Source organism: Armatimonadota bacterium (genome assembly GCA_025059775.1).
Taxonomy (GTDB): Bacteria; Sysuimicrobiota; Sysuimicrobiia; order Sysuimicrobiales; family Sysuimicrobiaceae; genus Sysuimicrobium.
The window spans coordinates 12,341-33,368 of sequence record JANXCW010000007.1 but is presented as its reverse complement, the minus strand read 5'-3'; the positions used below and the strand labels follow the sequence as shown (position 1 = coordinate 33,368).

Sequence of the window (21,028 nt, the reverse complement as noted above, 5' to 3'; positions counted from 1 at the left end):
GGTCATAATCGCACCACGTGAGGCGCCCGGAAGTCCCGCAGGACGTTGCGGGTGTCGATCACCAGCCGTGCCCGCTCCACCACCTTGCGGTAATCCACCCCCGTGTGGTCCGTGGCGATGATGACGCAGTCCGCCCACGCCAGCACCTCGTCCGTGAGGGGAACAGAGGCGAGATCCTCACCGGGGTTCGGAAGCCGCACCTGCGGGACGTGGGGATCGTGGTAGCGCACCACCGCTCCCCGCTTCTCCAGCAGCTCCATGATCTTGAGGGCGGGGGATTCCCGCGCGTCCGAGACATCCCGCTTGTACGCAACCCCCAGGACCAGGGTCCTGGCCCCCTGGAGCGTCTTCCCCTGCATCCCGAGGGCGGTCGTGGCCTTCGAGAGCACGTAGTAGGGCATACTGTCGTTCACCGCGGCCGCCAGTTCGATGAACCGGACGTGGAAGTCGTACTCCCGCGCCTTCGCCGCGAGGTAGTAAGGATCGATGGGGATGCAGTGCCCACCTACCCCCGGCCCGGGGTAGAAGGGCATGAACCCGTAGGGCTTGGTGGCCGCGGCTTCGATGATCTCCCAGACATCGAGCCCCATGCGGTCGCACAGGAGCGTGAGCTCGTTCACGAGGGCGATGTTCACGTTGCGGAAGACGTTCTCGTACACTTTGACCATCTCTGCCACCGTAGGGCTGCTTACGGGGACGACGCGCTCGATGAACTGGGCGTAGAAAGCGCAGGCCGCCTCCGTGCAGCGCTCGGTGCATCCTCCCACCACCTTAGGCACCTCCCGGAGGCTGTACCGACGGTTTCCCGGATCGATGCGCTCCGGACTGAAGGCCAGGTAGAAGTCCACCCCCGCCCGCAGGCCGGAGCGCTCCAGCAGCGGCCGCAGCACTTCCTCCGTGGTCCCCGGATACGTGGTGCTCTCCAGGATCACCAGGCGACCGGGCCGCAGCACCCGGCTGATCCCCTCCGCGGCTCGGTACACGTAGCTGAGGTCCGGTTCCTTGCTGCGGGTGAGGGGCGTGGGGACACAGATGAGAAGAACCTCCGCTTCCGCGAGCTCCTCGTACCGGGTGGTGACGGTGAGCCGGCCGGATCGCACCAGGGGCGTGAGCTGGCAGGCGTCCACATCGTCGATGTAGGAACGTCCCGAGCGGATGCTTTCCACCCGAGCCTCGTCCACGTCCATGCCCACCACAGGGAACCCTGCCTCCGCCACCGCCACCGCCAGCGGCAGCCCCACGTATCCCAGGCCCACCACGCCCACCCGGGCGCGGCGGCTCCTGATGCGGCTCTCCAACTCCCCCTGCGAGACCGCCACCTTCATCCCACCTCACCTCACCACCTAGGCCTTGCGCAAAAACCTCCCGTTCCTGGGAACCTGAAAGAACTGGTGGTGGTAGAAGTACGTGTCCACGTGCTCGGGACTCGCCTTGTTCACCACCACGCCCACCACCTTCGCCCCGGCCCGTTGGAGCTGCACCCGCACCAGCTCCTCAATCCCTCGCGGCGGACGTCCCGCCTCCACCACCAGCAGCACTCCGTCGCACAGGGGTCCGAGGACATAGGCGTCCGCGAAGGCGCCGGCCGAGGCGACGTCCACCAGCACCACGTCCGCCCGACCTCCCAGCTGTCGCAGGAGGGGTTCTACCTGCCGCGGGTTTAGGAGCTTGCCGGGATCGGGCACTCCGGAACCCGCAGGCAAAAGCCACAGGTTGGGCTCGAGCTGCACCAGAACCTCCTCCACGCACGCGGATCCCGAGAGCACCTCCGCCAGCCCCCATCCGTTTTGCGCCCTCAGCAATCGGTGCAGTGCAGGCCGCCGCAGTTGGGCATCTACCACCACCGTGCGATCCCCCATGTCCGCGCAGGCCCGTGCCAGGTTCAGGACCACCGTGGAGGTGCCCTCCCGAGGCTTGGTGCTGGTCACGGCGAGGATCTTGGGGGGACCCGCGCCGTTGGAGCTGAACAGGCTCGCCCGCAGCATGCGGTAGCCCTCGTCAAAGGGCGGGTTGTGCCGGGGGATGGCCCCTAGGGCCGGGACCCCAAGCAGTCGTTCCGCCTGCTCGGGGGTCTTGAGGCGGTTGTCGGTGTATTCCGCGAAGAGCACGAGGCCCACCCCGCCCACCAGTCCCAGCAGGGCTCCCGCGATCCCCCGCATGGGTCGGTTGCTAAGGGGGGAGGTGCGGCGGGCCATGCGGGCCAGGTCCACCACCGTGAGGGTGCCGATGGTCTGGAACTCCTGCTCCCGCACCCGGATGTCCATGAGCCGCTGCTGGAGGCTGGTGTACTGCTGCTGGAGGATTTGGACGTTGCGCTCCAGCCGGGCCTCCTCCAGCTCGTAGCGGGAAAGGGTGGGCAACTCCTGCCGGATAGCCCGGCTCAGCTGCCGCAGGGCTTCCTTCCGCGCCAGGAGCACGAGCCGCCGGGCCTCCAGGCTCATGTGGCTCTGGAGCAGTCGCGCGTACTCCGGGTCCTGGGCAGGCCCCTGGGGCTGCGGGGTCTGGGGAGCGGCCTGCGGACCGGGCGATACCTGGGGAAGCGGGGCAGCGGGGTCTATGGCGAACCGGTGCTGGAGGGCGCCCTGCCGGACCTCCACCGCGTCCTCCTCCACCGCGGTCACCCGGAACCCTTCGATCACGTCGCCCACCCGGGCGAAGTAGGTGCGCTCCGCGGACTGCAGAATGGCGAGGCGGCTCCCGTCCAGCATCACGGTCCCCGTGGCTCGGAAGGGAACCGCGGGTGCCTGCGGAGGACTTTGGGGCCTGCTCGCGAGGTGCTGCTGGATCCTCTCCCGCACCATGGCGAGCTCCGTCTCGAGTTCCCGAAGGGCTAGGTCAATCCGGGTGATCTCGCCCTCCACGGTGCCCATGGCGTTGATGCGGGAGGGCGCTCGGGTGTACAGCTGACGGAGATTGCGGAACCGCCACAGTTCCTCCTCCGCCTGCCGGAGGCCAGCGCCCATGTCCGCCACGAGCTTCTCCACGAACTCCCGCGCCAGGGTCACCCCCCGCCGGTTGATCTCCCGGTGGAAGGCGGAGGCCACCTCCGCCACCGCGTTTGCCAGCCGCACCGCCTCCTGCTCCGTGCTCCCGGTGGCGGTGACCCGGATGAGGTCGCTTCCGGGATCCCGCTGCACCCGGATCCGGCCCACGAGCTGCACGGGGGTCAGGGAGAGGCCGAGGCTCCGGATGACCCGCTCCGCCACCGTGAGGCTGCGCAGGAGGTCGACCGCCAGGGCCCGCTGCTGCTCCGCGCTGCGGTCCCGGCGGGTGCCCGCCACGAAGTCCGAGACCCGCTGATCCTCGGGAGGGGCCGTGGTGAGGGTGGCGGTGGCCTCGAACTCCCCGGCTCTCGGCCGTTCCAGGAGCACCGCGACCAGGGCTACGCTGAGGGTAAGGCCCACGAGCAGCCACCGCCGTCGGCGCAGGATCCGGTAGTAGGTCCAGAACTCCATCGTTCTTCCCCCTCCGCGCGGAGCTCAGTCCGGCTCGCGTTCTTCCGTGAGGATGAGCCAGGTCTCCCGGTGTCCCGTGGGCGTCCTGGCTAGGTAGATCCCCTGGACGGTCCAGATGGAGGCCTGCCACACGAGCCGCCAGCCCACAGGACAGCAGCGGCGGTCGGGGAGCTCCGGGGCCGGGAAGAAGAGGACCCGGCTAGCCTCCATGGGATTCCCCATTGCCCTGCGAAGGACCCGGCCCATACTCGGGTCGGAGGTGCCAGCCGTTGCGCAGGGCGTAGGCCACTGCCTGCGTGCGGTTTCGGGCCCCGATCTTCCGGAAGATGGACCGGATGTGGCTTTTCACCGTGGTGGCGCTCAGGTACATGCGGTTTGCGATCTCCCGGTCCGTGGCCCCTTTCACCATATGGAGCAGGATCTCCAGCTCCCGGCTGGTGAGCCCGCCGAGGGTGGATCCGTTCTGGTCCTGGCGCTCCCGCATGAGGAGCCGGAACCGCTCCACCAGCTGTCGGGTGATACGGGGATGGATGAGGGTTCGGCCGCTCGTGACCCCTTCGATGGCCCGAACCAGGTTCTCGATGTGGATGTCCTTCAGCACGTACCCGGTGGCCCCCGCTTCGAGGGCCCGGAAGGCCCGCTCCTCGTCCGCCCACTCCGCAAGCACGATCACCTCTACCTCCGGGAGCCGGCTCTTAAACAGGCGGATGGCCTCAGCCAGATCCAGACCCGGCATCTCCTGGTCCAGGAGGACCACGTCCGGCCGCAGGGCCTCCAGCAGCTCGTAAGCCTCCTGCGCGCTTGCCGCCTCTCCCACAAGATCAATCCGCTCCCGCTGCTCCAGCAGGCTCCGCAGCCCCTGCCGGACCAGAGTTGTATCGTCCACCACCAGAACCCGCAGCTTCTCCACGGCCTGCCCACCCGATCGTAGTCGTTTGAAGGAGGCGTTCCGGGAATACCTTTCGGGCTCCTCCGTCCGATCGGACGGTTCCCGGTCTCTTTCGAGGGAGGGGGATCATTCATTTGAATGAGTTTTTGGGCAATCCGGAAAAATCGGGGCAGGAACAACCCCGCTCCTCAGCGTAGCTCCTGTACAGACGGAGTTCCCAAGCTGCGGTCTAGACACCTTCCCCGTACCCCATCCGCGGAGGCATCTCCCTTAAGTCCTTGTTAATAACGGTCCGTGGTCTTTGGGATTGGGGGGATCCGGAGGAGGTTGAGGTGACGGATCAGGAGCTGCTGCAGTACCGGCTGGAGGTCTGGCGATGCCTTGGGGCCCTGCCGGACGGCTTCGCTGTCCGGCAGCGGATCGCGGGCGTGCTCGCGGAGGCGGTTTCTGCGGATCGAGTGCAGGTGGAGCGGAGGGGGCATGCTCGGAGCCCGGTGGGATCCCACCGGGTGCGGGTGAATTCAGCTGGGGGAGGACGGCAGGACCTGTGGGTGGAGAGGGACCGCCCGCTGTCCCAACGGGAACGGAAGAGGCTCCGGGCCCTGTGGCAGGAGGCGGAGGAGGTGCTAGAGGTGTCCGCCCGGTCGGAGGAGGTGGCGGAGGGGGAACGCCACCGCCAAGCGGTCCGCCTCCACCAGGGCCCGGCTCAGGCCCTTGTCCACGCGCTGCTCGCCCTGCAGCTGTACCGGCGGGAGACCGACCGCGATCCCACCGCGGCACGGAAGTTGCTAAACGAGGCGGTGGAACTCGTGCAGCTGGCCCTGGACGCGCTCCGGGAGGCAATCCGTGCCCTAAAGTGCGGGGAAGGAGCGTTCTGTGGGATGGAGCAGGCCATACGGGATACGTGGACCCGGCTGCGGGCATTTACCGGAGCGTGCCTGGTGCTGGATCTGGAACGCCCCGGGGATCTGCCGCGGCAGGTGGAGGAAGGCTTAGCCGCGGTGGCGTGCGAGGCCATCGCCAACGCGGCCCGACATGCGCGGGCGAGCCGGATCGAGGTCCGGATGCGGCAGGTGCGGGGAACTGTAACCTTGGAAGTCCTTGATGACGGGAAGGGGATGGGAATCGGAGCGGCGCTGCGGCACACCCGGCGTTCCTTCGGTCTCCTGCTCATGGAGGAGCAGGTGGCGCGCCTGAGGGGCCGGCTGCGGATCCGCAGCGGCCTCTGGGGGACGGGAATCCGCGTGGTGGTGCCCCTAGGCGAGCGGAGGAGGAAGCCGCGAGGCGCGCGGAACCCTGAGGTCATGGAGATGGGGAGGCGGCATGCCCATTCGAGTCCTGCTCGCTGACGACCAGGTCCTGACCCGGCAGGGGCTGCGGGCCCTCCTGAGCCGGGAACCGGACATCGAGGTGGTGGCGGAGGCCAGCAGCGGGCAGGAGGCGGTGCAGCTTGCCCTGCGCCACCGGCCGGACGTGGTGCTCATGGACATAGTGATGGAGGGCGAGGACGGCATCGAGGCTACCCGGGCCATCAAGCAGAGTTGCCCCCATACCCAGATCCTGATCCTGACCGTGTACGCGGACCAGGAGCTGTTCCGGCGTGCGGTGCGGGCGGGAGCCGTGGGATACGTGTTGAAGGACATCTCTCCCCAGAACCTGGTAAACGCCATCCGGGCCGTGTACAGTGGCAAGACCATGGTGAATCCCGGGATCCTGCGTCAGCTGGTGGAGGACCTCTACCGCCGGGCGGAGGAGGGTCCCTGGAGCGCCCGGCGGATGCACGGTCTCACGGACCGGGAGGTGGACGTGCTGCTGGGGGTGGCGAGCGGGCTGTCGGACAAGGAAATCGCCGCCAGGTTGTTCCTGGCGGAGTCCACGGTGAAGACCCACCTGCGGTCCATCTACCAGAAGCTGGGCGTGCGCAACCGGGCCCAAGCGGCCGCCTGGGCCGTGGAGAGGGGCCTGGTGCAGTCCGGGCCGCCCTCCGAGGTCCGGACCGGTACAGAGCCGGGCCCGGCCCGTATCCGAAAGGCCCAGTAGTCGCCACGGTCCCCCCTTGGTATACTCCTGGGTGCGGGCGCTTAGCTCAGCGGGAGAGCGCCGCTCTGACGCAGCGGAGGTCGGAGGTTCGAACCCTCCAGCGCCCACCAAGCCCTCCGGGCAGAACCCCCCTTGACGGTCTTCCCGGGATGTCGGTATGGTGCATTTAGTTAGGAGTCATAAATTTCCCGGGGAGGTGCGAACGTGTCCATCCCAGGGTACACGTACGGGACCGCGGAGGTGGCTCAGAGCCCCGTCTCCTTGGAGGAGCTGCGCCTGCTTGAAGGGGCGGTGGCCTGGACCGAGGAGGATGCCCGCTACCTCCGCATGGCAGGGGATGTGCTGGAGGATCAGGTGGAGGAGATCCTGGACCTGTGGTACGGGTTTGTGGGATCCACCCCGCAGTTGGTCCACTACTTTTCGGATCCCCAAGGCCAGCCCATCTCCTCCTATCTGGCGGCCGTGCGCAAGCGCTTCGGGCAATGGATCCTGGACACCTGCCGCCGTCCGCGGGACCGGGAGTGGCTCAATTACCAGCATGAGATCGCCCTCCGGCACCACCGCACCAAGAAGAACCGCACGGACGGCGTGGTCTCCCCGGACCATATCCCCCTCCGGTACGTGATCGCCCTGGTGGCCCCCATCGCCCTGACCATCAAGCCGTTCCTGGGCCGCAAAGGGCACGCCCCCGAGGAGGTGGAGCGGATGCACGCCGCGTGGGTGAAGGCGGTGGTGTTACAGGCCGCCCTCTGGAGCTATCCCTACGCCAAGGAGGGGGACTGGTAGGGTCCCGAAGTGGGACAATGGGGCCGGTAGTGGCCCCATGGCGGAAGGGAGTGCGGGCAGGATCTGGGTGCTCCTGCCCGCCTACAACGAGGCCGGAAACCTCCCAGAACTGCTGGCCAGCCTGGACGCGGTGGCCCGCACGCTTCCCCTCCATGTGCTCCTGGTGGACGACGGAAGCGAGGACGGGACCGGAGCGGTGGCGGCCAGCTGGCGGGGACCTTGTGCGCCTCTCGTGGTGGCGCACGACGCCAACCGGGGCCTGGGTGCTGCCCTGCGCACGGGGCTATCCGTCCTCCTCGACCGGTGCGGGGATGAGGACCTGGTGGTCACCATGGACGCGGACGGCTCCCACCGGCCCCATCAGATCCCACAGCTGGTGGAGGCCCTTCGCGAAGGCGCAGACGTGGCCATCGCGAGCCGGTACTGCCGGGGAAGCCGCGTCCTCGGGGTTCCTCTTCCCCGCCGCCTGCTGAGCCGGGCGGCCCGCCTCCTCCTCTCCCTGCGATTCCCCATGAGGGGAGTACGGGACTACACCTGCGGCTACCGGTCCTACCGGGCGGCGTTGCTCCGGCGGGCGCAGGAACGGTACGGGGAGCGGTGGATCCTATCTTCCGGTTTTGTGGCCACCGCGGAGCTGCTCCTGAAGCTGCGGCCCTTCCGGCCCGCGGTCCGGGAGATCCCCATCGAGCTCCGCTACGACCTCAAGCGGGGCAAAAGCAAGCTTCCTCCCCTCCGCACCATCCGGCAGTACCTCCAGATCCTGACCAGGATCCGCGATCCCTGACGGAGTTCCGGGGAACCGCAAAATCCTGAGATCGGTGCGTTTGTCCCCGCGGAGGGCACGAAGGGGGTGATGGTGGTGCGGCAGTCAGGGCTCACGCTGCTCGAGGTCCTCGTCTCCCTGCATCTGTTGGCCGTGGCGTTCCTCGCCCTGCTCCCCCTCGTCCAGCTAGGAGCTCCCGCTCTCGCCTTCGGCCCGGAGGCGAGGGTCCCGGGACCCGCCCGGCTTCGGACCCTCGCGGTGCGGTACCTGGAGGCGGAGGTGGAATACCTGCGGTCGTGGAGCTACGCCCGTTTTCGATCCGCAGCCTGCGGGGTGTCAGGTCCTCCCCCACTCCCCGAGCGCAGGCGGATACCGGATTCGTATCTCCCCGAGGAGCCGCTCCTTCCAAGAGAGTTTGCGGCGGCGGAGGTTGCGATCGAGGACGAGCCCGTACTCGGCCCGGCTCCACATGGATGCGGGCCCAGGCGCATCGCCGTGCGCCTGTATCGTACGCGGGAAGACGCGGTGGAGGGCCGGGCTTTTGCTCGGGCGGTACTCCTGCGCGCACGGAGGTGAGCGATGCGCGTGCGAGAGGCCGGCCTTACCCTGGTGGAATTGCTGGTGGCCTCGGCTCTGCTGGGCGTGGTCACGGTCTGCTGCGCGGGGGTCCTGCAGGCCCTGCTTCGCGCCTGGCAGGCGGGTACGGCCCTCGCGGAGGAGCAGCAGACGGCCCGATTTGCCCTGGACTGGATGGCGCGTCGGCTGCGCATGGCGGAGGAGTTCCGGGAAGCGGCCCAGGACGCGGTCTCCTTCCAGGCGGACCTCACTTCCCTGCCCGGATCGGAGCTCCACAGGTTCTGCCTGGATCGGGGAGGCGGGATCCTGCGGGAGCAGATCGGCGCGGACGTCTCCAGCACCTGCAACCGGGGAGGGCCGCTCAACGCACAGGAGGGGACGCGTGGCGTGCGCATCCTTGGACTGGCGTTCGTCTACTTCGACGCGGAGAACCGGCGTCTCGGACCCCTTCCGCTGGGCTCTCCGGATCTGGGGCGGATCGTCCGGATCCGGGTGGAGGTGACCCTCGATCGGGGCCGCTCGGGCCGGCCCGGGCCAGAACGGAGCCTCGTGGTGCAGGGCGAGGCCGCAGTTCGGGGGGGCCGGTGATGCGGGTGGGGGCTTGGGTGCGCGGGGAGTCCGGGATCGCCATGGCCCTCACGTTAATGACCCTGATGGTCCTCTGGACCATCTCCGCGGCCCTCGTGGCCGTGGTTCAGAACGAGTACCGCAGCGCCCTCCTGGCCCTGCACGCCCAGCAGGCCCTGTGGCTCGCGGAGGCAGGGCTGGAGCGGGCGGTCTTCGAGCTGGGGCGAGATGCGGACTGGACGGACACCCGAGGGGCCACTGCCCTTCAGGATCCCGCCGGCGGGTGGGCGCCCCTGTGCCTGGATCCGGAAGCGGAGGGAAGGTGTGGAGCGCCGGCCGAGGACCTGCCCGCTCCCGCGGACGAGCCCCTGGGCTGGATGGCGGTACAATGGCGATCCGGAAGCTGCGGGGCGTGCGTGGAGGTGCGGGCCGTGGGAAGGGTTCGGAGGGCGGTCCGATCCGTGGTTGCGCTCCTCCGGCGGGAGGCGGAGGGGATACGGGTTGTGGGCTGGCGGGAGGACCTATGATGCCGAGGGTGCGGGACGAGGGAGGGACCACGCTCCTGGAGCTCGGTGTGGTGCTGGCGGTTCTGGTCGTTCTGGTGGCCCTGGCGCTTTCCGGCTTTGCGCGGCTGCGCCAGGATCGGCTCGCGGAGGGGGTGGCGTGGGAGGTGGCGCAGGCCCTTCGGTACGCGCAGCAGCTCGCGGTGGCTCGGGGCGGGGAATGGCGGGCCGTGCGGGTGCGCTTCTCGGAGCGGGTGGAGCTGCGAGGGGTCCGGTGGGATGGGGTAGAGACGGAGGTGGTGATGGTCACGGACCGGTTCCCGGAAGGGGTGCGGGTCAGCCCGCTCAGCAGACCCCTCGTCGAGTTCTCCCGGTCCGGTTCCCCCACCCCGGGCTCCAACCAGACCATCGAGGTACGGGCGGGTGCCGTGGTCCGGTACGTGGTTCTCAGCGCCCAGACGGGCCGGGTGCGCATTACCCACGCCCGACCCTGACCCGGGCCGGATCGCGCCGTATACTGGAGATGGGGAGTTCGGGCCACGGGGTGGGATGGAGCATGGTGGCGGCGTCCGAGCTGCGATCCGGTATGGTGATCCGGCTGGAGGGAGAGCTGTTCAAGGTGATCACCGCCTCCTACCACGCGGGCGGCGGGCAGATGGGGGGGGTGACCCACGCCAAGCTGCGCAACACCCGCACGGGAGCCATCCGGGAGGTCCGGTTCCGGGCGGACGAGCTCGTGGAGGATGTGCAGACCGCCCGCCGCATCATGCAGGTGCTCTACCAGGATGGGGAGGCCACGCACTTCATGGACACGGAGACCTTCGATCAGATCAGCATCCACAACGCCCGCCTGGGGCCTACCGCCGCCTATCTGCGGGAGGGGATGACCGTCCCCGTAGAGTTCTCCGAGGGGGAACCCGTGGGCGTGGTGTTCCCGGACGTGGTGGAAGTCCAGGTGGTGGAAACCGCACCGCCCAGCCGAGCCATCGGCACGGAGAACGTGTGGAAGGAGGCCAAGCTGGACAACGGCCTCGTGATCCTGGTTCCGCCCTTCATCGCGCCCGGGGAGTGGATCCGGGTGGAGGTGGAGACCGCCAGCTACGTGGAGCGGGCGAAGCGCAAGACCCGCGGCGAAAGGTAGGCTCTAGCGGGGCAGGGATCGCGGCCTCGGTCCGCGGGGCTGCGCGGAATGTCCTCCTGGATGGATGGTCGCCGCACGCTCCAGAATCCTCGCCAGGGCCGCGGGCAGCAACCACGCACCCGCGAGGGCCAGTACGGCCCCTCCCCCGAACCCGAGGACTTGGTGCAAGAGCGATACGTCCCCCGTCGCCGCGGTGAGGGCGGCGACGGCCGCGAGGGGGAGCGCGAAGAGCAAAAGCGGCAGGATGAGAAGCGCGGACAGGAGGAGCGCCACAAGGAGGGGGGTGGGTGTCCGGATCCGGTAAGGTCTTCCCCAACCGAGATCCACGAACAGGGTCTTGGGTTCGAGCAAGGCGCGCTCAGAAGGCGGGAGGCACTCGCAGAACTGCACGGGGTGGTCGCACCGGGGACAGCGCATCCCCATCCCTCCTCAGGGTAAGCATAGCACGAACGCGGTTGCCTTGACAGGGCCAGGCTCCCTCACCATAATGGCGCCGAATTCCTCTCGGCGGAATCCAAATGGGAGGGTAGAAGCATGGCGCAGCCGCTTCCGTGCACGCTCCAAGAACTCTCAGAAGAGCTGGGTATCCTGGAGGAGGAGCTCCTGCCGTACGGTCGGGACAAGGCGAAGATCCGGGTGGAGGCCCTGGAGCGGCTCCGGGACCGCCCGGAGGGATCCCTGGTCCTCGTGACGGGCATCAACCCGACCCCCGCGGGAGAGGGGAAGACCACCACCGCCATCGGCCTCGGAGACGCCCTGCGGCGTTTGGGGATCCGATCGGCGGTCACCCTCCGGGAGCCCTCCCTGGGGCCGTGCTTCGGGGTGAAGGGAGGGGCCGCGGGAGGAGGACGCGCGCAGCTCGTCCCCGCCGACGACATCAACCTGCACTTCACGGGCGATTTCCACGCGGTAGCCGCGGCCCACAACCTCATCGCCGCGGTGGTAGACAACGCCCTCTACTTCCAGACCATCCCGGGGCTCGCGCCGCACCGGGTCCACTGGCGGCGGGTGGTGGACATGAACGACCGGGCCCTGCGCCAGGTCGTGGTGGGACTGGGGGGAGGCACGCACGGGGTTGCGCGGGAGACGGGCTTTGACATCACGAGCGCCAGCGAGATCATGGCCATCCTGTGCCTAGCCCAGAGCCGGGCGGACCTGCGGGAGCGGGTGGCGCGCGTCGTGGTCGGGGAGCGGGAGGACGAGAGGGTGGTGACCGTAGGGGATTTGGGAGTGGCGGGCTCCGTGGCCGCCCTCCTCAAGGACGCCATCCACCCGAATCTGGTACAGACCCTGGAGGGAACGCCCACCTTCGTACACGGGGGGCCCTTCGCGAACATCGCGCACGGCTGCAACAGCATCCTCGCCACGCGCCTGGCCCTGAAGTGCGCGGAGGTGGTGGTGACGGAGGCGGGGTTTGGCTCAGATCTCGGCGCGGAGAAGTTCGTGCACATCAAGTGCCGCACGGGGAACCTCCGGCCCGCAGTGGGGGTCCTCGTAGCCTCCGTGCGGGCCCTCCGGATCCATGGAGGCGCGGGCCGGAACTACGAGGAGCCGAACCCCGCGGCGGTGGAGCGGGGACTGGTGAATCTGGACAAGCACGTGGAGAACCTCCGATCCTTTGGAATCCCGCCCGTGGTCTCCCTCAACGTCTTCGCTTCGGACACCCAGGAGGAGCTCGCCCTCGTGGTGCGGCGGTGCCAGGAACTCCAGGTCCCCGTGGCCCAGTTCCGGGGCTGGGATCTGGGAGGGGAAGGGGGACTGGAGCTGGCGGAGGCGGTGCGGGGCGTGCTGCAGCACAACGCCGTGCCGTCCGCGCCACGCTTCCTGTATGAGCTCGAATGGCCCTTCCAGCGGAAGCTGGAGGCCATCGCCCGCACCGTGTACGGGGCGGACGGAGTCGAGTGCACGGCCCGTGCCCGGAACAAGATGTCCCGGTACGAGGCCCTGGGCTACGGCAACCTCCCGGTGTGCGTGGCCAAGACCCAGTACTCCCTCTCGGACGATCCCGAAAAGGTGGGAAGACCCACGGGGTTTGTCATCACCGTCCGGGATGTGCGGCTTTCCGCGGGAGCAGGGTTCCTCGTAGCCCTCGCAGGGGACATCATGACCATGCCGGGGCTCCCGCGACGGCCGACTGCGGAACGGATCTCCCTGGACGACCAAGGGCGGGTGGTGGGCCTCACCTAGCGGTTCAAGCAGGATCCCAGGGGGCGATCACCGCCTTGACGCATCCTCCTCCGCGGCCGCGGACGGTGTGCAGGGCCTGCTCCACCTGGGAGAGGGGGAACCGGTGGGTCACCAGGGCCTCAAGCGGGAATCCGGTTCCCGCGAGGATCTCCAGAGTGGCGGGGTACGCCTGGGCACCCATGGCGGATCCCTGAACCCGCACCTCCCGGGTGACGATCACCCGGTCTAGGGCCAGCGAAACGGGCTGCGCACCCGTGAGGCCCAGCAGGGTCACGGTGCCGCCGGGCCGAGCGCACGCGAAGGCCGCCTGCTGGCTCTGTGTGGTGCCCGCGGCCTCGAAGACCACGGGGGCTCCCCCTTCCGTGAGGCGGTGCACCGCCCCCACGGGATCCTCCTCCTGCTCGTGGATCACCACGGTGGCCCCGAGCTTCTGCGCGAGCCGCAGCCGCTCCTCCCGGCGTCCTATCAGGATCACGGGCCGTGCGCCCGCGAGATTCGCCACCAGCGCGGTCAGTAGGCCGATGGGACCGCTTCCAATCACCACCGCGGGCTCGCCCACCCGCACGGGGCTCAGATGCACGGCCCGTACGGACACGGACAGCGGTTCGGCCAGCACCGCCCGCTCCCACGGGATCCCGTCCGGAAGACGGTGGACCAGGGCCCGGGCGGGCACGTAGAGGTACTGCGCCCACGCCCCCCACAGGTGCGGGGGGCGCTCGCAGCTGATGTTGCACCCGTACATCCAGCCTTCCGTGCGGTTCGCAAGGCACAGGTTGTAGGTTCCTGCCCGACACCAGGGACAGCTCTGGCAGGGGACGAGCACTTCCACGGTCACCCGGTCTCCCACGTCCACCTGGTTTCGGGCTCGGGCCCGCTCCCCCGCCGCGGCCACGGTGCCCACGAACTCGTGCCCCTGGATCATGGGATAGGGCCGGGGCCGATCTCCCTCGAAGATGTGCAGATCCGAGCCGCAGATCCCGCACAGTTCCACCCGCAGCAAGAGGTCCTCCGGTCCGAGCTCAGGGCGCGGAAATTCCTGGAGCACCACCTGCCCGGGAGCACGGGTCACGGCCGCCAGTACGGAATCACGCTTCAAGCGTCCCCACCTCCCGATCCACCAGTTCCTGCAAGCGCTGTAGGAACCGGGCGGCGTCCGCGCCGTCCACCACCCGGTGATCGAAGGTAAGGCTCGTGGGGAGAATCCACCGGGGCCGCGGGGTGCGCTCCGGCCACCACGCCACGGGAAGGTGCTGGAGGCGGCCCACTCCGAGGATGGCCACCTGCGGCGGGTTGGGGATGGGGTTGAAGGCATCCACCTGCAGCGGCCCCAGATGGCTCACGGTGAAGGTGGCCCCCAGAAGGTCCTCCAGCCGATGCTGCCAGGACCGTACGCGTTCCATCAGCTCCCGGCGGATCCGGACGAGCTCCCCCAGCGGGAGGGCGTGCGCGTTCCGGATGACGGGGACCACCACGCCTTTGGGCGTGTCCACCGCCACCCCCAGGTTCACCACCCCATACATGCGGTGCGTGGTACCGTCGAAGGTGGCGTTGAACCGGGGGTCCTCCTCCAGAGCCTGCACCACGGCCCGCAGGAGGAGATCAAAGGGACTGTGGCCGGTGCGTTCCGCCGCCTCCACCAGGGCCCGGGCCTCGAGCCCCCGATGCAGGGTGACCAGCACACCGTGGCGCCACGTCTGCCCCAGCCGGTGGGCGATGATCCGCCGGACCGGGCTGAGGGGCTGCTCCCGGAGCACCGGGAGTTCCCGGTAGGGCTCCAGAAGCGAGCAGAGTTCCGAGGACGCCTCCGCTCTGGCCTCTACTCCCCCACCCGGATCCGGCACAGATTGGCCCCCATGGGGAGGGTTTCTCCCGGCTGCGCGAGGATCTCCACCACCTCCCCCTCCACCTCCGACTCCACGGTGAACGTGGCCTTCTCCGTCTCCAGGTCCACCAGGGGGGATCCTTTCTGCACCCGGTCTCCCACCTGCACGTGCCAGCTCACCACGTCCACCGCATCCACGCTCATGGCCACTTTCGGAACCCTGACCTCCACCAGCGGCATCCGCACTCCCTCGCGTTCCCGGGACTTTCAGAGGATGGCTGTGGAAACCTCCGGCCTCCACTCCAGCACCCGCCGGACGGCCTGCAGAAGCTGCGGGCCTCCCGGCAGCACCGCCTGTTCCAGGGGCGGGCTGAAGGGCACCGGCACGTCAGGCCGGGTGATGCGTTGGATGGGCGCCCGGAGGGCGTCGAAGCCCTCCTCCGCGATGAGCGCACTCACCTCCGCAGCAAACCCGCAGGTGCGGTTGGAGTCGTCCAGGATCACCACCCGTCCCGTGCGGCGCACCGCGTGGAGGAGCCCCTCGCGATCCAGGGGAAGGAGGGTGCGGGGATCCCACACCAGGAGCTGGATGCCCTCCTCCGCCAATTTTTCCGCCACCTGCAGGGCGGTCTGCACCAGGTGCCCCGTGGCGACCACGGTCACGTCGGAACCGTCCCGCTTGACCTCGCCCACTCCCAGCGGAACCGCGTACGGATCCTCCGGCACGGGACCGCGGAGGGCATAGAGGGCCGCGGGGCACAGAACGAAGACCGGATCGTCGTGCCGGATGGCGCTCACCAGCAGCCCTTTCATGTCGTAGGGGGTGGAGGGCAGAACCACCTTGAACCCCGCGTGGAGGAGAAAGGGATAGGGGTTGTCGGAGTGCTGCCCCGCCGCGTTGTTCTTCGCGCCCGCGCCCATCACCAGGTACGTGATGGGGAGCCGCACCTGCCCGCCCAGCATGTAGCGCATCTTCGCCGCCTGGTTCGCGAGCTGGTCGAAGGCCACGTAGACCAGGGAGGGGATCTGGTACTCCACCACGGGACGGAACCCCGCCATGGCTGCACCCGTGGCGAATCCGGTAAAGGCGGCCTCGGAGATGGGCATATCGAGCACCCGCTCCGGGCCGAAGGCCTCCACAAACCCCCGGGTGGTCCCCCGCATGCTCACCCGGATGTCCTCCCCCAGGATGAACACCCGGGGATCCCGTTGCATCTCCTGATACAGGGCCTCCTGGATGGCCTGCAGGTACCGCAGCTGCCGCATCACCGCCACCCCCGCGCAGGGATTCCTTCCATGGGTTCCGCGTACATGTACTCCAGGGCCGTGGAGGGATCCGGCCACGGACTCTGGCGGGCAAAGGCCACCGCCTCCTCCAGGGCCTGCTCGATTTCTCGGTCGATCCCGTCGAGCTCCGCTTCCGTGGCGAGGCCCCGCTCCAGGATCCGCCGTCGCCAGGTGCGGATGGGGTCCCGCTGGCGCCACTGCTCGATCTCCTCCTCCGTGCGGTACCGGATGTGGGGGAGGTTGCGCTCCGCGGTGTAGTGCCCGGAGTACCGGTAGGTCCGGCACTCCAGAAAGGTGGGCCCCTCGCCCGCCCGGGCCCGGGCCACGGCCTCCGTGGCGGCCTCGTACACCGCCTCCACATCCATGCCGTCCACCGCGTGGGCGGGCATCCCGTACGCCTCCGCCCGCCTCCACAGCTCGTTCCGGGTGACGGATCGGATGGGCGTGGTGATGGCGTACAGGTTGTTCTCGCAGACGAACACCACCGGTAGCTCCATAATGGCGGCGAGGTTTAGGGATTCGTGCACCACCCCCTGGTTGACGGCTCCGTCCCCGAAGAAGGCCACCGCTACCCGATCCCCCTGGCGGCGGAGCACGTACGCGGCACCGCACGCCATGGGACAGCCCGCACCCACGATCCCGTTTGCGCCGTACACGCCCAGTTGGACATCCGCGATGTGCATGGAGCCGCCCCGGCCCCGGTTGTAGCCTGTCTCCCTTCCCATGAGCTCCGCCATCATGTACCGGATGTCCCCGCCTTTGGCGATCACGTGACCGTGCCCCCGGTGGGTGCTGGTGATGACGTCGTCCGGCCGCAGGGCCGCGCACACGCCCGCGGCCACCGCTTCCTGTCCGATGTACTCGTGGGTGATGCCGGGGATCTCGTTGTCGTTCACCAGCTCCACCACGCGTTCCTCAAACCGGCGGATGAGGCGCATCTTGCGGTACAGCTCCAGGCTCAGCTCCCGCGGGATCCCCATGGCTTTGCCTCCTGCACGGTTCCTCCCTACTGACGGATGCCCCGCGGTGTGGGGGATTGCGCCGTGAGACCCCCGTCGATCACGATGGTAGCACCGTTGATGTGGCGGGCATAGTCGGAGCTTAAAAACAGCACGAGCCAGGCGATCTCCTGGGGCTCCCCCAGGCGCTGATCCGGGGTAACGGCCCGCATCCGCTCGTTGTATTCCTCGATCTGTCCCGCTTGCTTGGCTTCCACGATGGCACGGTACAGACGCGTGTCCACGGGACCCGGTGCGATGGCGTTCACCCGGACGCCGAAGCGCGCCACCTCCAGGGCCGCGGTCTGGGTGAGGCCAACCACCGCGTGCTTGCTGGCACTGTAGCCCACCATGGTGGCGCTCCCGTAATAGGCGGCGATGCTGGCCGTGTTCACCACCGCCCCGCTGCGCTGCTGGATCATCACGGGGAGGACGTATTTCAACCCCAGGAAGACCCCCCGCACGTTGATGGCCATGATCCGGTCGAACTGCTCCTCGGGGAGTTCCACGATGGGGGCGAACGCCCCCTCCCACCCCGCGTTGTTCGCGAAGGCGTCAATCCGCCCGAATCGCTCCACCGCCTCCCGGACGTATCGCTGAACTTCCTCCGAGCGGGTCACGTCCGCCTGCACGAAGACGGCCTCGCCATCCTCCCGTCGGATCAGCGCCACCGTCTCCTCCCCGCCCCGGGGGTCGAGGTCCACGCACACCACCCGGGCTCCGGCCCGGGCGAACTCCTGACAGATGGCCCGCCCGATCCCGGATCCTCCGCCCGTCACCACCGCCACCTTCCCCGTGAAGTCCAGTCGCACCGCCCTCACCTCCCCTCCATGGGATCAGGGGAAACCCATCCATAGGCCGGGTGCGTCCCCGATGGGAACAGAAAAGCGATCAGAGCCCACTCGGCCCGCGGCCTCCCGGAGCGCCCTCCGCACGGCCTCCTGGGCAAACGTACTCTGGCGGCAGGAGAAGCGTCAAGTGGGTCGAATCCTCCGGAACAGGCCCGCCACGGGGTTGCTGGGACTTCCGGCCCTGTGCCGGATCTGGACGGAAGGCGAGGGGTGGGGATGGAGCACAGGTTTCCAAGCCCATTTGAGGTCCAGACTCCCCCGGAGTGTGAGGGGTGGGAGGAGCTCTACCCGTACTATCTGCTCTTCAGCCCGGATCGCCGGGAGGAGGAAGAGGAACGGTTCTGGTTCCTCAACACCATGCACTACACGGAGCCCCTTGCCCCCTTCGACATCATCGCCGCGGAGGCTGGGCATGTGGGGATTGGGGAGATGAGCCACCGCATCTTCCTCATCCCGGGAGCGAGAGGGATGGCCTTCCGCATCCTCCTGGGGTACGTGTACATGAGTCCCACGCCCATCACCGACCCGCAGGAGGTCGAACGTCGGACGCCGTACTTCCTCCGGCGCGCGGGGAGCTACTACGAGCAGTGGGAGGAGGTCTACGCGAGCTGGAAGCACAAGGTCACGGAGGAGATCCGCGCCCTGGACTCCCTGCGGTTCCCTCCTCTCCCGGAGGTGGAGGAGGAGCGGGTGGTGCTGGAACGGCGGGGGGTAGGTACCGCCTGGGATGTGCTGTGTGCATACCACCGGGCCATCGAGAGCATCTACCGCATGTGGCAGCTGCACATGGAGATCGTGATGATCGGGTTCGGGGAATACCTCACCTTCTACCAGTTCTGTAAGCAGGCGTTCCCGGAGATTCCGGATCCGGTCATCCCCCGCATGGTTTCCGGGATCCACGTGAGCATGTTCCGCCCCAACGACGAGCTGAAGCGGCTGGCGAAGCTCGCGGTGGAACTCGGGATCGAGCGGGCGTTCCAAGAAGGGAGGAGCTGGCAGGAGGTATGGCGGGAGCTGGAGGGCACGGAGGCAGGCCGGCGCTGGCTCGCGGAGTGGGAGCGGAGCGCAGACCCCTGGTTCTACATGAGCACGGGAGACGGTTTTCACCACACCCACCGCGCCTGGAAGGACGACCCCACGCCGGTTCTCTCGGTTCTGCCCCACTACATGGAGCGCCTCCGGGCCGGGGAGGACCTGGAGCGTCCCCTGCAGGAGCTGATGGCGGAGCGGGATCGGATCGCCGCGGAGTACCGCCGGCTGCTCCCCTCGGAGGAGGACCGAAGGGCCTTCGATCAGATGCTCCAGCTGACGCGGAAGGTGTACTTCGGGATCGAGGACCACAAGTTCTACGTGGAGCAGTGGTACCAGAGCCTGTTCTGGAACAAGATCCGGGAACTCGGGGGGCTGTTTGTGCAGCAGGGGTTCTTCGAGGATTCGGAGGACGTCTTCTACCTCAAGCCCCGGGAGGTGGCCGAGGCCCTGCACGATCTGCTGCTGGCGTGGTCCGCGGGATGCGGGGCTCGGGGTCCCCGGTACTGGCGGCCGGTGGTCCAGCGACGCCGGCGGATCCACCAGGCCTTGCGGAAGGTTACGCCCCCGCCGTTTCTGGGCCGGGTGCCGGAGGAGATGACAGATCCCGCGGTGGTCATGCTGTGGGGGTTCACCCCGGATCGGATGCGCACCTGGCTTGCGCCGCAGGAGGAGAGGGTGCTGCGGGGAATTCCCGGGGCGCCCGGGGTGGCGGAAGGTCCAGCCCGGGTGGTGCTCAGCGTGGAGGAACTCCACGCGGTGCGCCCCGGGGAGATTCTGGTGTGCCCCGTGACGGAACCCAGTTGGGCTCCGGTGTTCGCGAAGATCCGCGCCACCGTGTCGGACATCGGGGGCATGATGTCGCACGCGGCCATCGTGGCGCGGGAGTACGGGATTCCCGCGGTGCTGGGAACGGGGGTGGCCACCCGGCGGATCCGCACCGGACAGCGGATCCGGGTGGATGGGGATGCGGGAACCGTTACCCTTCTGGACTGAGGGGCCGATCCCCCATGAGCGGTGCGGAATCTTTCGTTACCCTCCGCGATATCGTTCAGATGGCCCGGAGGCGGCTGGCGCCCTACGTGTGGGACTACGTCTCCGGTGGGGCGGAGACGGAGACCACCCTGCGTTGGAACCGGTTGCGCTGGGCGCGCTACGCCTTCCGCCCCCGGGTCCTGCGGGACGTTCGAACCCGATCCACCGCGACCACCTTCCTGGGATGCCCCCTGGCCTTGCCCGTGATGCTGGCTCCCATCGGCAACCTGGGCCTCGTGCACCCAGACGGCACCCGGACGGTGGTCCGCGCCGCGGGCCGGCGGGGGACCGTGGCCTGGATCAGCACCATGTCCGAGCGGTCCCTGGAGGAGGTGGCGGAGGCTGCCACGGGCCCCCTGGTCTTCCAGCTGTACGTGCGGGGGGATCGTAGCTGGATGCGCCGGATGGTGCGCCGGGTGGAGGCTGCCGGCTACCTAGCCCTGTGCCTGACCGTGGACGTCCCGGTGTACGGACGGCGGGAGCGGGACCTGCGCAACCGATTTCGCCCCCGTCAGGAAGCGCAACGTCCGAACCTGGCGGACATCGTCCCGGACGAGACCTACCAGGCAGCCCTCACCTGGGAGGAGGTGCGGTGGCTTCGGGACCAAACCTCCCTGCCGTTGATCCTGAAGGGAATCCTCACCCCGGAGGATGCCCGGCTGGCGGTGGAGCACGGGGTGCAGGTGGTGTACGTCTCCAACCACGGAGGCCGGCAGCTGGACTACGCGCCCGCTACCGCGGACGCCCTGGCGGAGATCGTGGGAGCGATCGAGGGTCAGGCGGAGGTTCTGGTGGACGGAGGCATCCTCCGGGGCACGGACGTGGTGAAGGCCCTCGCCCTGGGTGCCCGGGCGGCCCTCATCGGGAAGCTCCAGTGCTGGGCCCTGGCCGCGGGCGGGCAGGAGGGGGTGGAGCGGGCTCTGGAGCTGCTGCAGGAAGAGATCGGAACCACCCTGGGACTCTTGGGGGTGACGGAGGTCGGACAGCTGGGGCCTGAGTACCTCACGGCATATCCCGGGGTACCCTGGAGCTTCCTGGGACGCATCTAGTCGGAAGGGGGTGGGAGGAGGGCGGGACGGGCTTCAACGGTAGGGATCGG

General features: G+C 68.7%; 22 protein-coding genes, 1 tRNA gene and 1 pseudogene. 13 read left to right on the top strand and 11 right to left on the bottom strand.

The genetic code is table 11. From position 1 onward, the window contains the following. Positions 1 to 2 precede the first annotated feature (2 nt). Genes N0A24_06630 through N0A24_06615 form a run of 4 tightly spaced genes read right to left on the bottom strand, consistent with a single transcriptional unit; the run spans position 3 to position 4,365 of the window. A complete protein-coding gene (locus N0A24_06630; protein ID MCS7173056.1) occupies positions 3 to 1,325 on the bottom strand; it encodes a nucleotide sugar dehydrogenase in 1,323 nt (440 codons plus the stop codon). 18 nt (positions 1,326 to 1,343) lie between these two features. Continuing rightward, entirely contained in the window at positions 1,344 to 3,455 is a 2,112-nt protein-coding gene (locus tag N0A24_06625) for a polysaccharide biosynthesis tyrosine autokinase (protein MCS7173055.1), read from the bottom strand. 24 nt (positions 3,456 to 3,479) lie between these two features. Further along, complete coding sequence (locus tag N0A24_06620; GenBank protein MCS7173054.1) at positions 3,480 to 3,665, bottom strand: hypothetical protein; 186 nt, start codon at positions 3,663 to 3,665, stop codon at positions 3,480 to 3,482. Next, a complete protein-coding gene (locus N0A24_06615; protein MCS7173053.1) occupies positions 3,655 to 4,365 on the bottom strand; it encodes a response regulator transcription factor in 711 nt (236 codons plus the stop codon). Before N0A24_06615 ends, N0A24_06620 begins: the two co-directional genes overlap by 11 nt. Positions 4,366 to 4,676: 311 nt before the next feature. Here N0A24_06615 and N0A24_06610 point away from each other — a divergent pair, with 311 nt between their 5' ends. From N0A24_06610 to N0A24_06565, 10 genes are all read left to right on the top strand, one after another. Continuing rightward, positions 4,677 to 5,693, top strand: coding sequence for a histidine kinase (locus N0A24_06610; protein ID MCS7173052.1), 1,017 nt, complete (start codon positions 4,677 to 4,679; stop codon positions 5,691 to 5,693). Then, entirely contained in the window at positions 5,668 to 6,384 is a 717-nt protein-coding gene (locus N0A24_06605; protein MCS7173051.1) for a response regulator transcription factor, read from the top strand. Before N0A24_06610 ends, N0A24_06605 begins: the two co-directional genes overlap by 26 nt. Positions 6,385 to 6,419: 35 nt before the next feature. Continuing rightward, positions 6,420 to 6,494, top strand: a tRNA-Val gene (locus N0A24_06600). A gap of 94 nt (positions 6,495 to 6,588) precedes the next feature. Then, positions 6,589 to 7,170: a protoglobin domain-containing protein gene (locus N0A24_06595; protein ID MCS7173050.1), complete on the top strand. Its 582-nt coding sequence runs from the start codon at positions 6,589 to 6,591 to the stop codon at positions 7,168 to 7,170. A 37-nt stretch (positions 7,171 to 7,207) separates the two neighbouring features. Then, positions 7,208 to 7,954, top strand: coding sequence for a glycosyltransferase (locus N0A24_06590; GenBank protein ID MCS7173049.1), 747 nt, complete (start codon positions 7,208 to 7,210; stop codon positions 7,952 to 7,954). Positions 7,955 to 8,023: 69 nt separating this feature from the next. Further along, a complete protein-coding gene (locus tag N0A24_06585; protein ID MCS7173048.1) occupies positions 8,024 to 8,509 on the top strand; it encodes a hypothetical protein in 486 nt (161 codons plus the stop codon). Between the two features lie 3 nt (positions 8,510 to 8,512). Further along, positions 8,513 to 9,097, top strand: coding sequence for a prepilin-type N-terminal cleavage/methylation domain-containing protein (locus N0A24_06580; GenBank protein ID MCS7173047.1), 585 nt, complete (start codon positions 8,513 to 8,515; stop codon positions 9,095 to 9,097). Further along, on the top strand, positions 9,097 to 9,603 hold the full coding sequence (locus N0A24_06575; GenBank protein ID MCS7173046.1) for a hypothetical protein: 507 nt from the start codon (positions 9,097 to 9,099) through the stop codon (positions 9,601 to 9,603). Before N0A24_06580 ends, N0A24_06575 begins: the two co-directional genes overlap by 1 nt. Further along, a complete protein-coding gene (locus tag N0A24_06570) occupies positions 9,603 to 10,073 on the top strand; it encodes a hypothetical protein (GenBank protein ID MCS7173045.1) in 471 nt (156 codons plus the stop codon). Before N0A24_06575 ends, N0A24_06570 begins: the two co-directional genes overlap by 1 nt. A gap of 62 nt (positions 10,074 to 10,135) precedes the next feature. Next, positions 10,136 to 10,720, top strand: coding sequence for an elongation factor P (locus N0A24_06565; protein MCS7173044.1), 585 nt, complete (start codon positions 10,136 to 10,138; stop codon positions 10,718 to 10,720). Between the two features lie 3 nt (positions 10,721 to 10,723). On the opposite strand, the gene N0A24_06560 is transcribed toward N0A24_06565, so the two are convergent. Continuing rightward, positions 10,724 to 11,137 carry a hypothetical protein gene (locus N0A24_06560; GenBank protein MCS7173043.1) on the bottom strand — a complete coding sequence of 138 codons (414 nt, stop codon included), beginning with the start codon at positions 11,135 to 11,137 and terminating at the stop codon, positions 10,724 to 10,726. A gap of 117 nt (positions 11,138 to 11,254) precedes the next feature. On the opposite strand from N0A24_06560, the gene N0A24_06555 reads away from it, so the two are divergent. Further along, positions 11,255 to 12,907 (top strand): formate--tetrahydrofolate ligase, encoded by a 1,653-nt coding sequence (locus N0A24_06555; GenBank protein ID MCS7173042.1) that lies wholly within the window; start codon positions 11,255 to 11,257, stop codon positions 12,905 to 12,907. 4 nt (positions 12,908 to 12,911) lie between these two features. Here the strand turns inward: N0A24_06555 and N0A24_06550 are convergent, their stop codons facing one another. The 6 genes and pseudogenes from N0A24_06550 to N0A24_06525 form a co-directional block, all read right to left on the bottom strand. Beyond that, the gene (locus tag N0A24_06550; GenBank protein MCS7173041.1) at positions 12,912 to 14,003 is read right to left on the bottom strand and encodes an alcohol dehydrogenase catalytic domain-containing protein; all 1,092 of its coding nucleotides are present in this window, start codon (positions 14,001 to 14,003) and stop codon (positions 12,912 to 12,914) included. Beyond that, positions 13,993 to 14,595: pseudogene (locus tag N0A24_06545) on the bottom strand (2-oxo acid dehydrogenase subunit E2). Before N0A24_06545 ends, N0A24_06550 begins: the two are co-directional and overlap by 11 nt. Before the next feature lie 128 nt (positions 14,596 to 14,723). Beyond that, positions 14,724 to 14,969: a lipoyl domain-containing protein gene (locus tag N0A24_06540; GenBank protein MCS7173040.1), complete on the bottom strand. Its 246-nt coding sequence runs from the start codon at positions 14,967 to 14,969 to the stop codon at positions 14,724 to 14,726. 27 nt (positions 14,970 to 14,996) lie between these two features. After that, complete coding sequence (locus tag N0A24_06535) at positions 14,997 to 15,995, bottom strand: alpha-ketoacid dehydrogenase subunit beta (protein ID MCS7173039.1); 999 nt, start codon at positions 15,993 to 15,995, stop codon at positions 14,997 to 14,999. Then, on the bottom strand, positions 15,995 to 16,996 hold the full coding sequence (locus N0A24_06530) for a thiamine pyrophosphate-dependent dehydrogenase E1 component subunit alpha (protein MCS7173038.1): 1,002 nt from the start codon (positions 16,994 to 16,996) through the stop codon (positions 15,995 to 15,997). Before N0A24_06530 ends, N0A24_06535 begins: the two co-directional genes overlap by 1 nt. Positions 16,997 to 17,022: 26 nt before the next feature. Beyond that, positions 17,023 to 17,835, bottom strand: coding sequence for a glucose 1-dehydrogenase (locus N0A24_06525; protein ID MCS7173037.1), 813 nt, complete (start codon positions 17,833 to 17,835; stop codon positions 17,023 to 17,025). Positions 17,836 to 18,081: 246 nt separating this feature from the next. Between N0A24_06525 and N0A24_06520 the strand changes: the two genes are divergently transcribed. Then, complete coding sequence (locus tag N0A24_06520) at positions 18,082 to 19,890, top strand: PEP-utilizing enzyme (GenBank protein MCS7173036.1); 1,809 nt, start codon at positions 18,082 to 18,084, stop codon at positions 19,888 to 19,890. A 14-nt stretch (positions 19,891 to 19,904) separates the two neighbouring features. Further along, positions 19,905 to 20,978 (top strand): alpha-hydroxy-acid oxidizing protein, encoded by a 1,074-nt coding sequence (locus tag N0A24_06515; protein MCS7173035.1) that lies wholly within the window; start codon positions 19,905 to 19,907, stop codon positions 20,976 to 20,978. Positions 20,979 to 21,028: the final 50 nt, after the last annotated feature.

Excerpts from the sequence above, each read along its gene's own strand:
- N0A24_06630 (MCS7173056.1), bottom strand. The coding sequence starts at position 1,325 with ATGAAGGTGGCGGTCTCGCAGGGGGAGTTGGAGAGCCGCATCAGGAGC.
- N0A24_06625 (MCS7173055.1), bottom strand. The coding sequence starts at position 3,455 with ATGGAGTTCTGGACCTACTACCGGATCCTGCGCCGACGGCGGTGGCTG.
- N0A24_06620 (MCS7173054.1), bottom strand. The coding sequence starts at position 3,665 with ATGGAGGCTAGCCGGGTCCTCTTCTTCCCGGCCCCGGAGCTCCCCGAC.
- N0A24_06605 (MCS7173051.1), top strand. The coding sequence starts at position 5,668 with ATGCCCATTCGAGTCCTGCTCGCTGACGACCAGGTCCTGACCCGGCAG.
- N0A24_06590 (MCS7173049.1), top strand. The coding sequence starts at position 7,208 with ATGGCGGAAGGGAGTGCGGGCAGGATCTGGGTGCTCCTGCCCGCCTAC.
- N0A24_06585 (MCS7173048.1), top strand. The coding sequence starts at position 8,024 with ATGGTGGTGCGGCAGTCAGGGCTCACGCTGCTCGAGGTCCTCGTCTCC.
- N0A24_06580 (MCS7173047.1), top strand. The coding sequence starts at position 8,513 with ATGCGCGTGCGAGAGGCCGGCCTTACCCTGGTGGAATTGCTGGTGGCC.
- N0A24_06575 (MCS7173046.1), top strand. The coding sequence starts at position 9,097 with ATGCGGGTGGGGGCTTGGGTGCGCGGGGAGTCCGGGATCGCCATGGCC.
- N0A24_06570 (MCS7173045.1), top strand. The coding sequence starts at position 9,603 with ATGCCGAGGGTGCGGGACGAGGGAGGGACCACGCTCCTGGAGCTCGGT.
- N0A24_06565 (MCS7173044.1), top strand. The coding sequence starts at position 10,136 with ATGGTGGCGGCGTCCGAGCTGCGATCCGGTATGGTGATCCGGCTGGAG.
- N0A24_06560 (MCS7173043.1), bottom strand. The coding sequence starts at position 11,137 with ATGCGCTGTCCCCGGTGCGACCACCCCGTGCAGTTCTGCGAGTGCCTC.
- N0A24_06555 (MCS7173042.1), top strand. The coding sequence starts at position 11,255 with ATGGCGCAGCCGCTTCCGTGCACGCTCCAAGAACTCTCAGAAGAGCTG.
- N0A24_06540 (MCS7173040.1), bottom strand. The coding sequence starts at position 14,969 with ATGCCGCTGGTGGAGGTCAGGGTTCCGAAAGTGGCCATGAGCGTGGAT.
- N0A24_06535 (MCS7173039.1), bottom strand. The coding sequence starts at position 15,995 with ATGCGGCAGCTGCGGTACCTGCAGGCCATCCAGGAGGCCCTGTATCAG.
- N0A24_06530 (MCS7173038.1), bottom strand. The coding sequence starts at position 16,996 with ATGGGGATCCCGCGGGAGCTGAGCCTGGAGCTGTACCGCAAGATGCGC.
- N0A24_06520 (MCS7173036.1), top strand. The coding sequence starts at position 18,082 with ATGGAGCACAGGTTTCCAAGCCCATTTGAGGTCCAGACTCCCCCGGAG.
- N0A24_06515 (MCS7173035.1), top strand. The coding sequence starts at position 19,905 with ATGAGCGGTGCGGAATCTTTCGTTACCCTCCGCGATATCGTTCAGATG.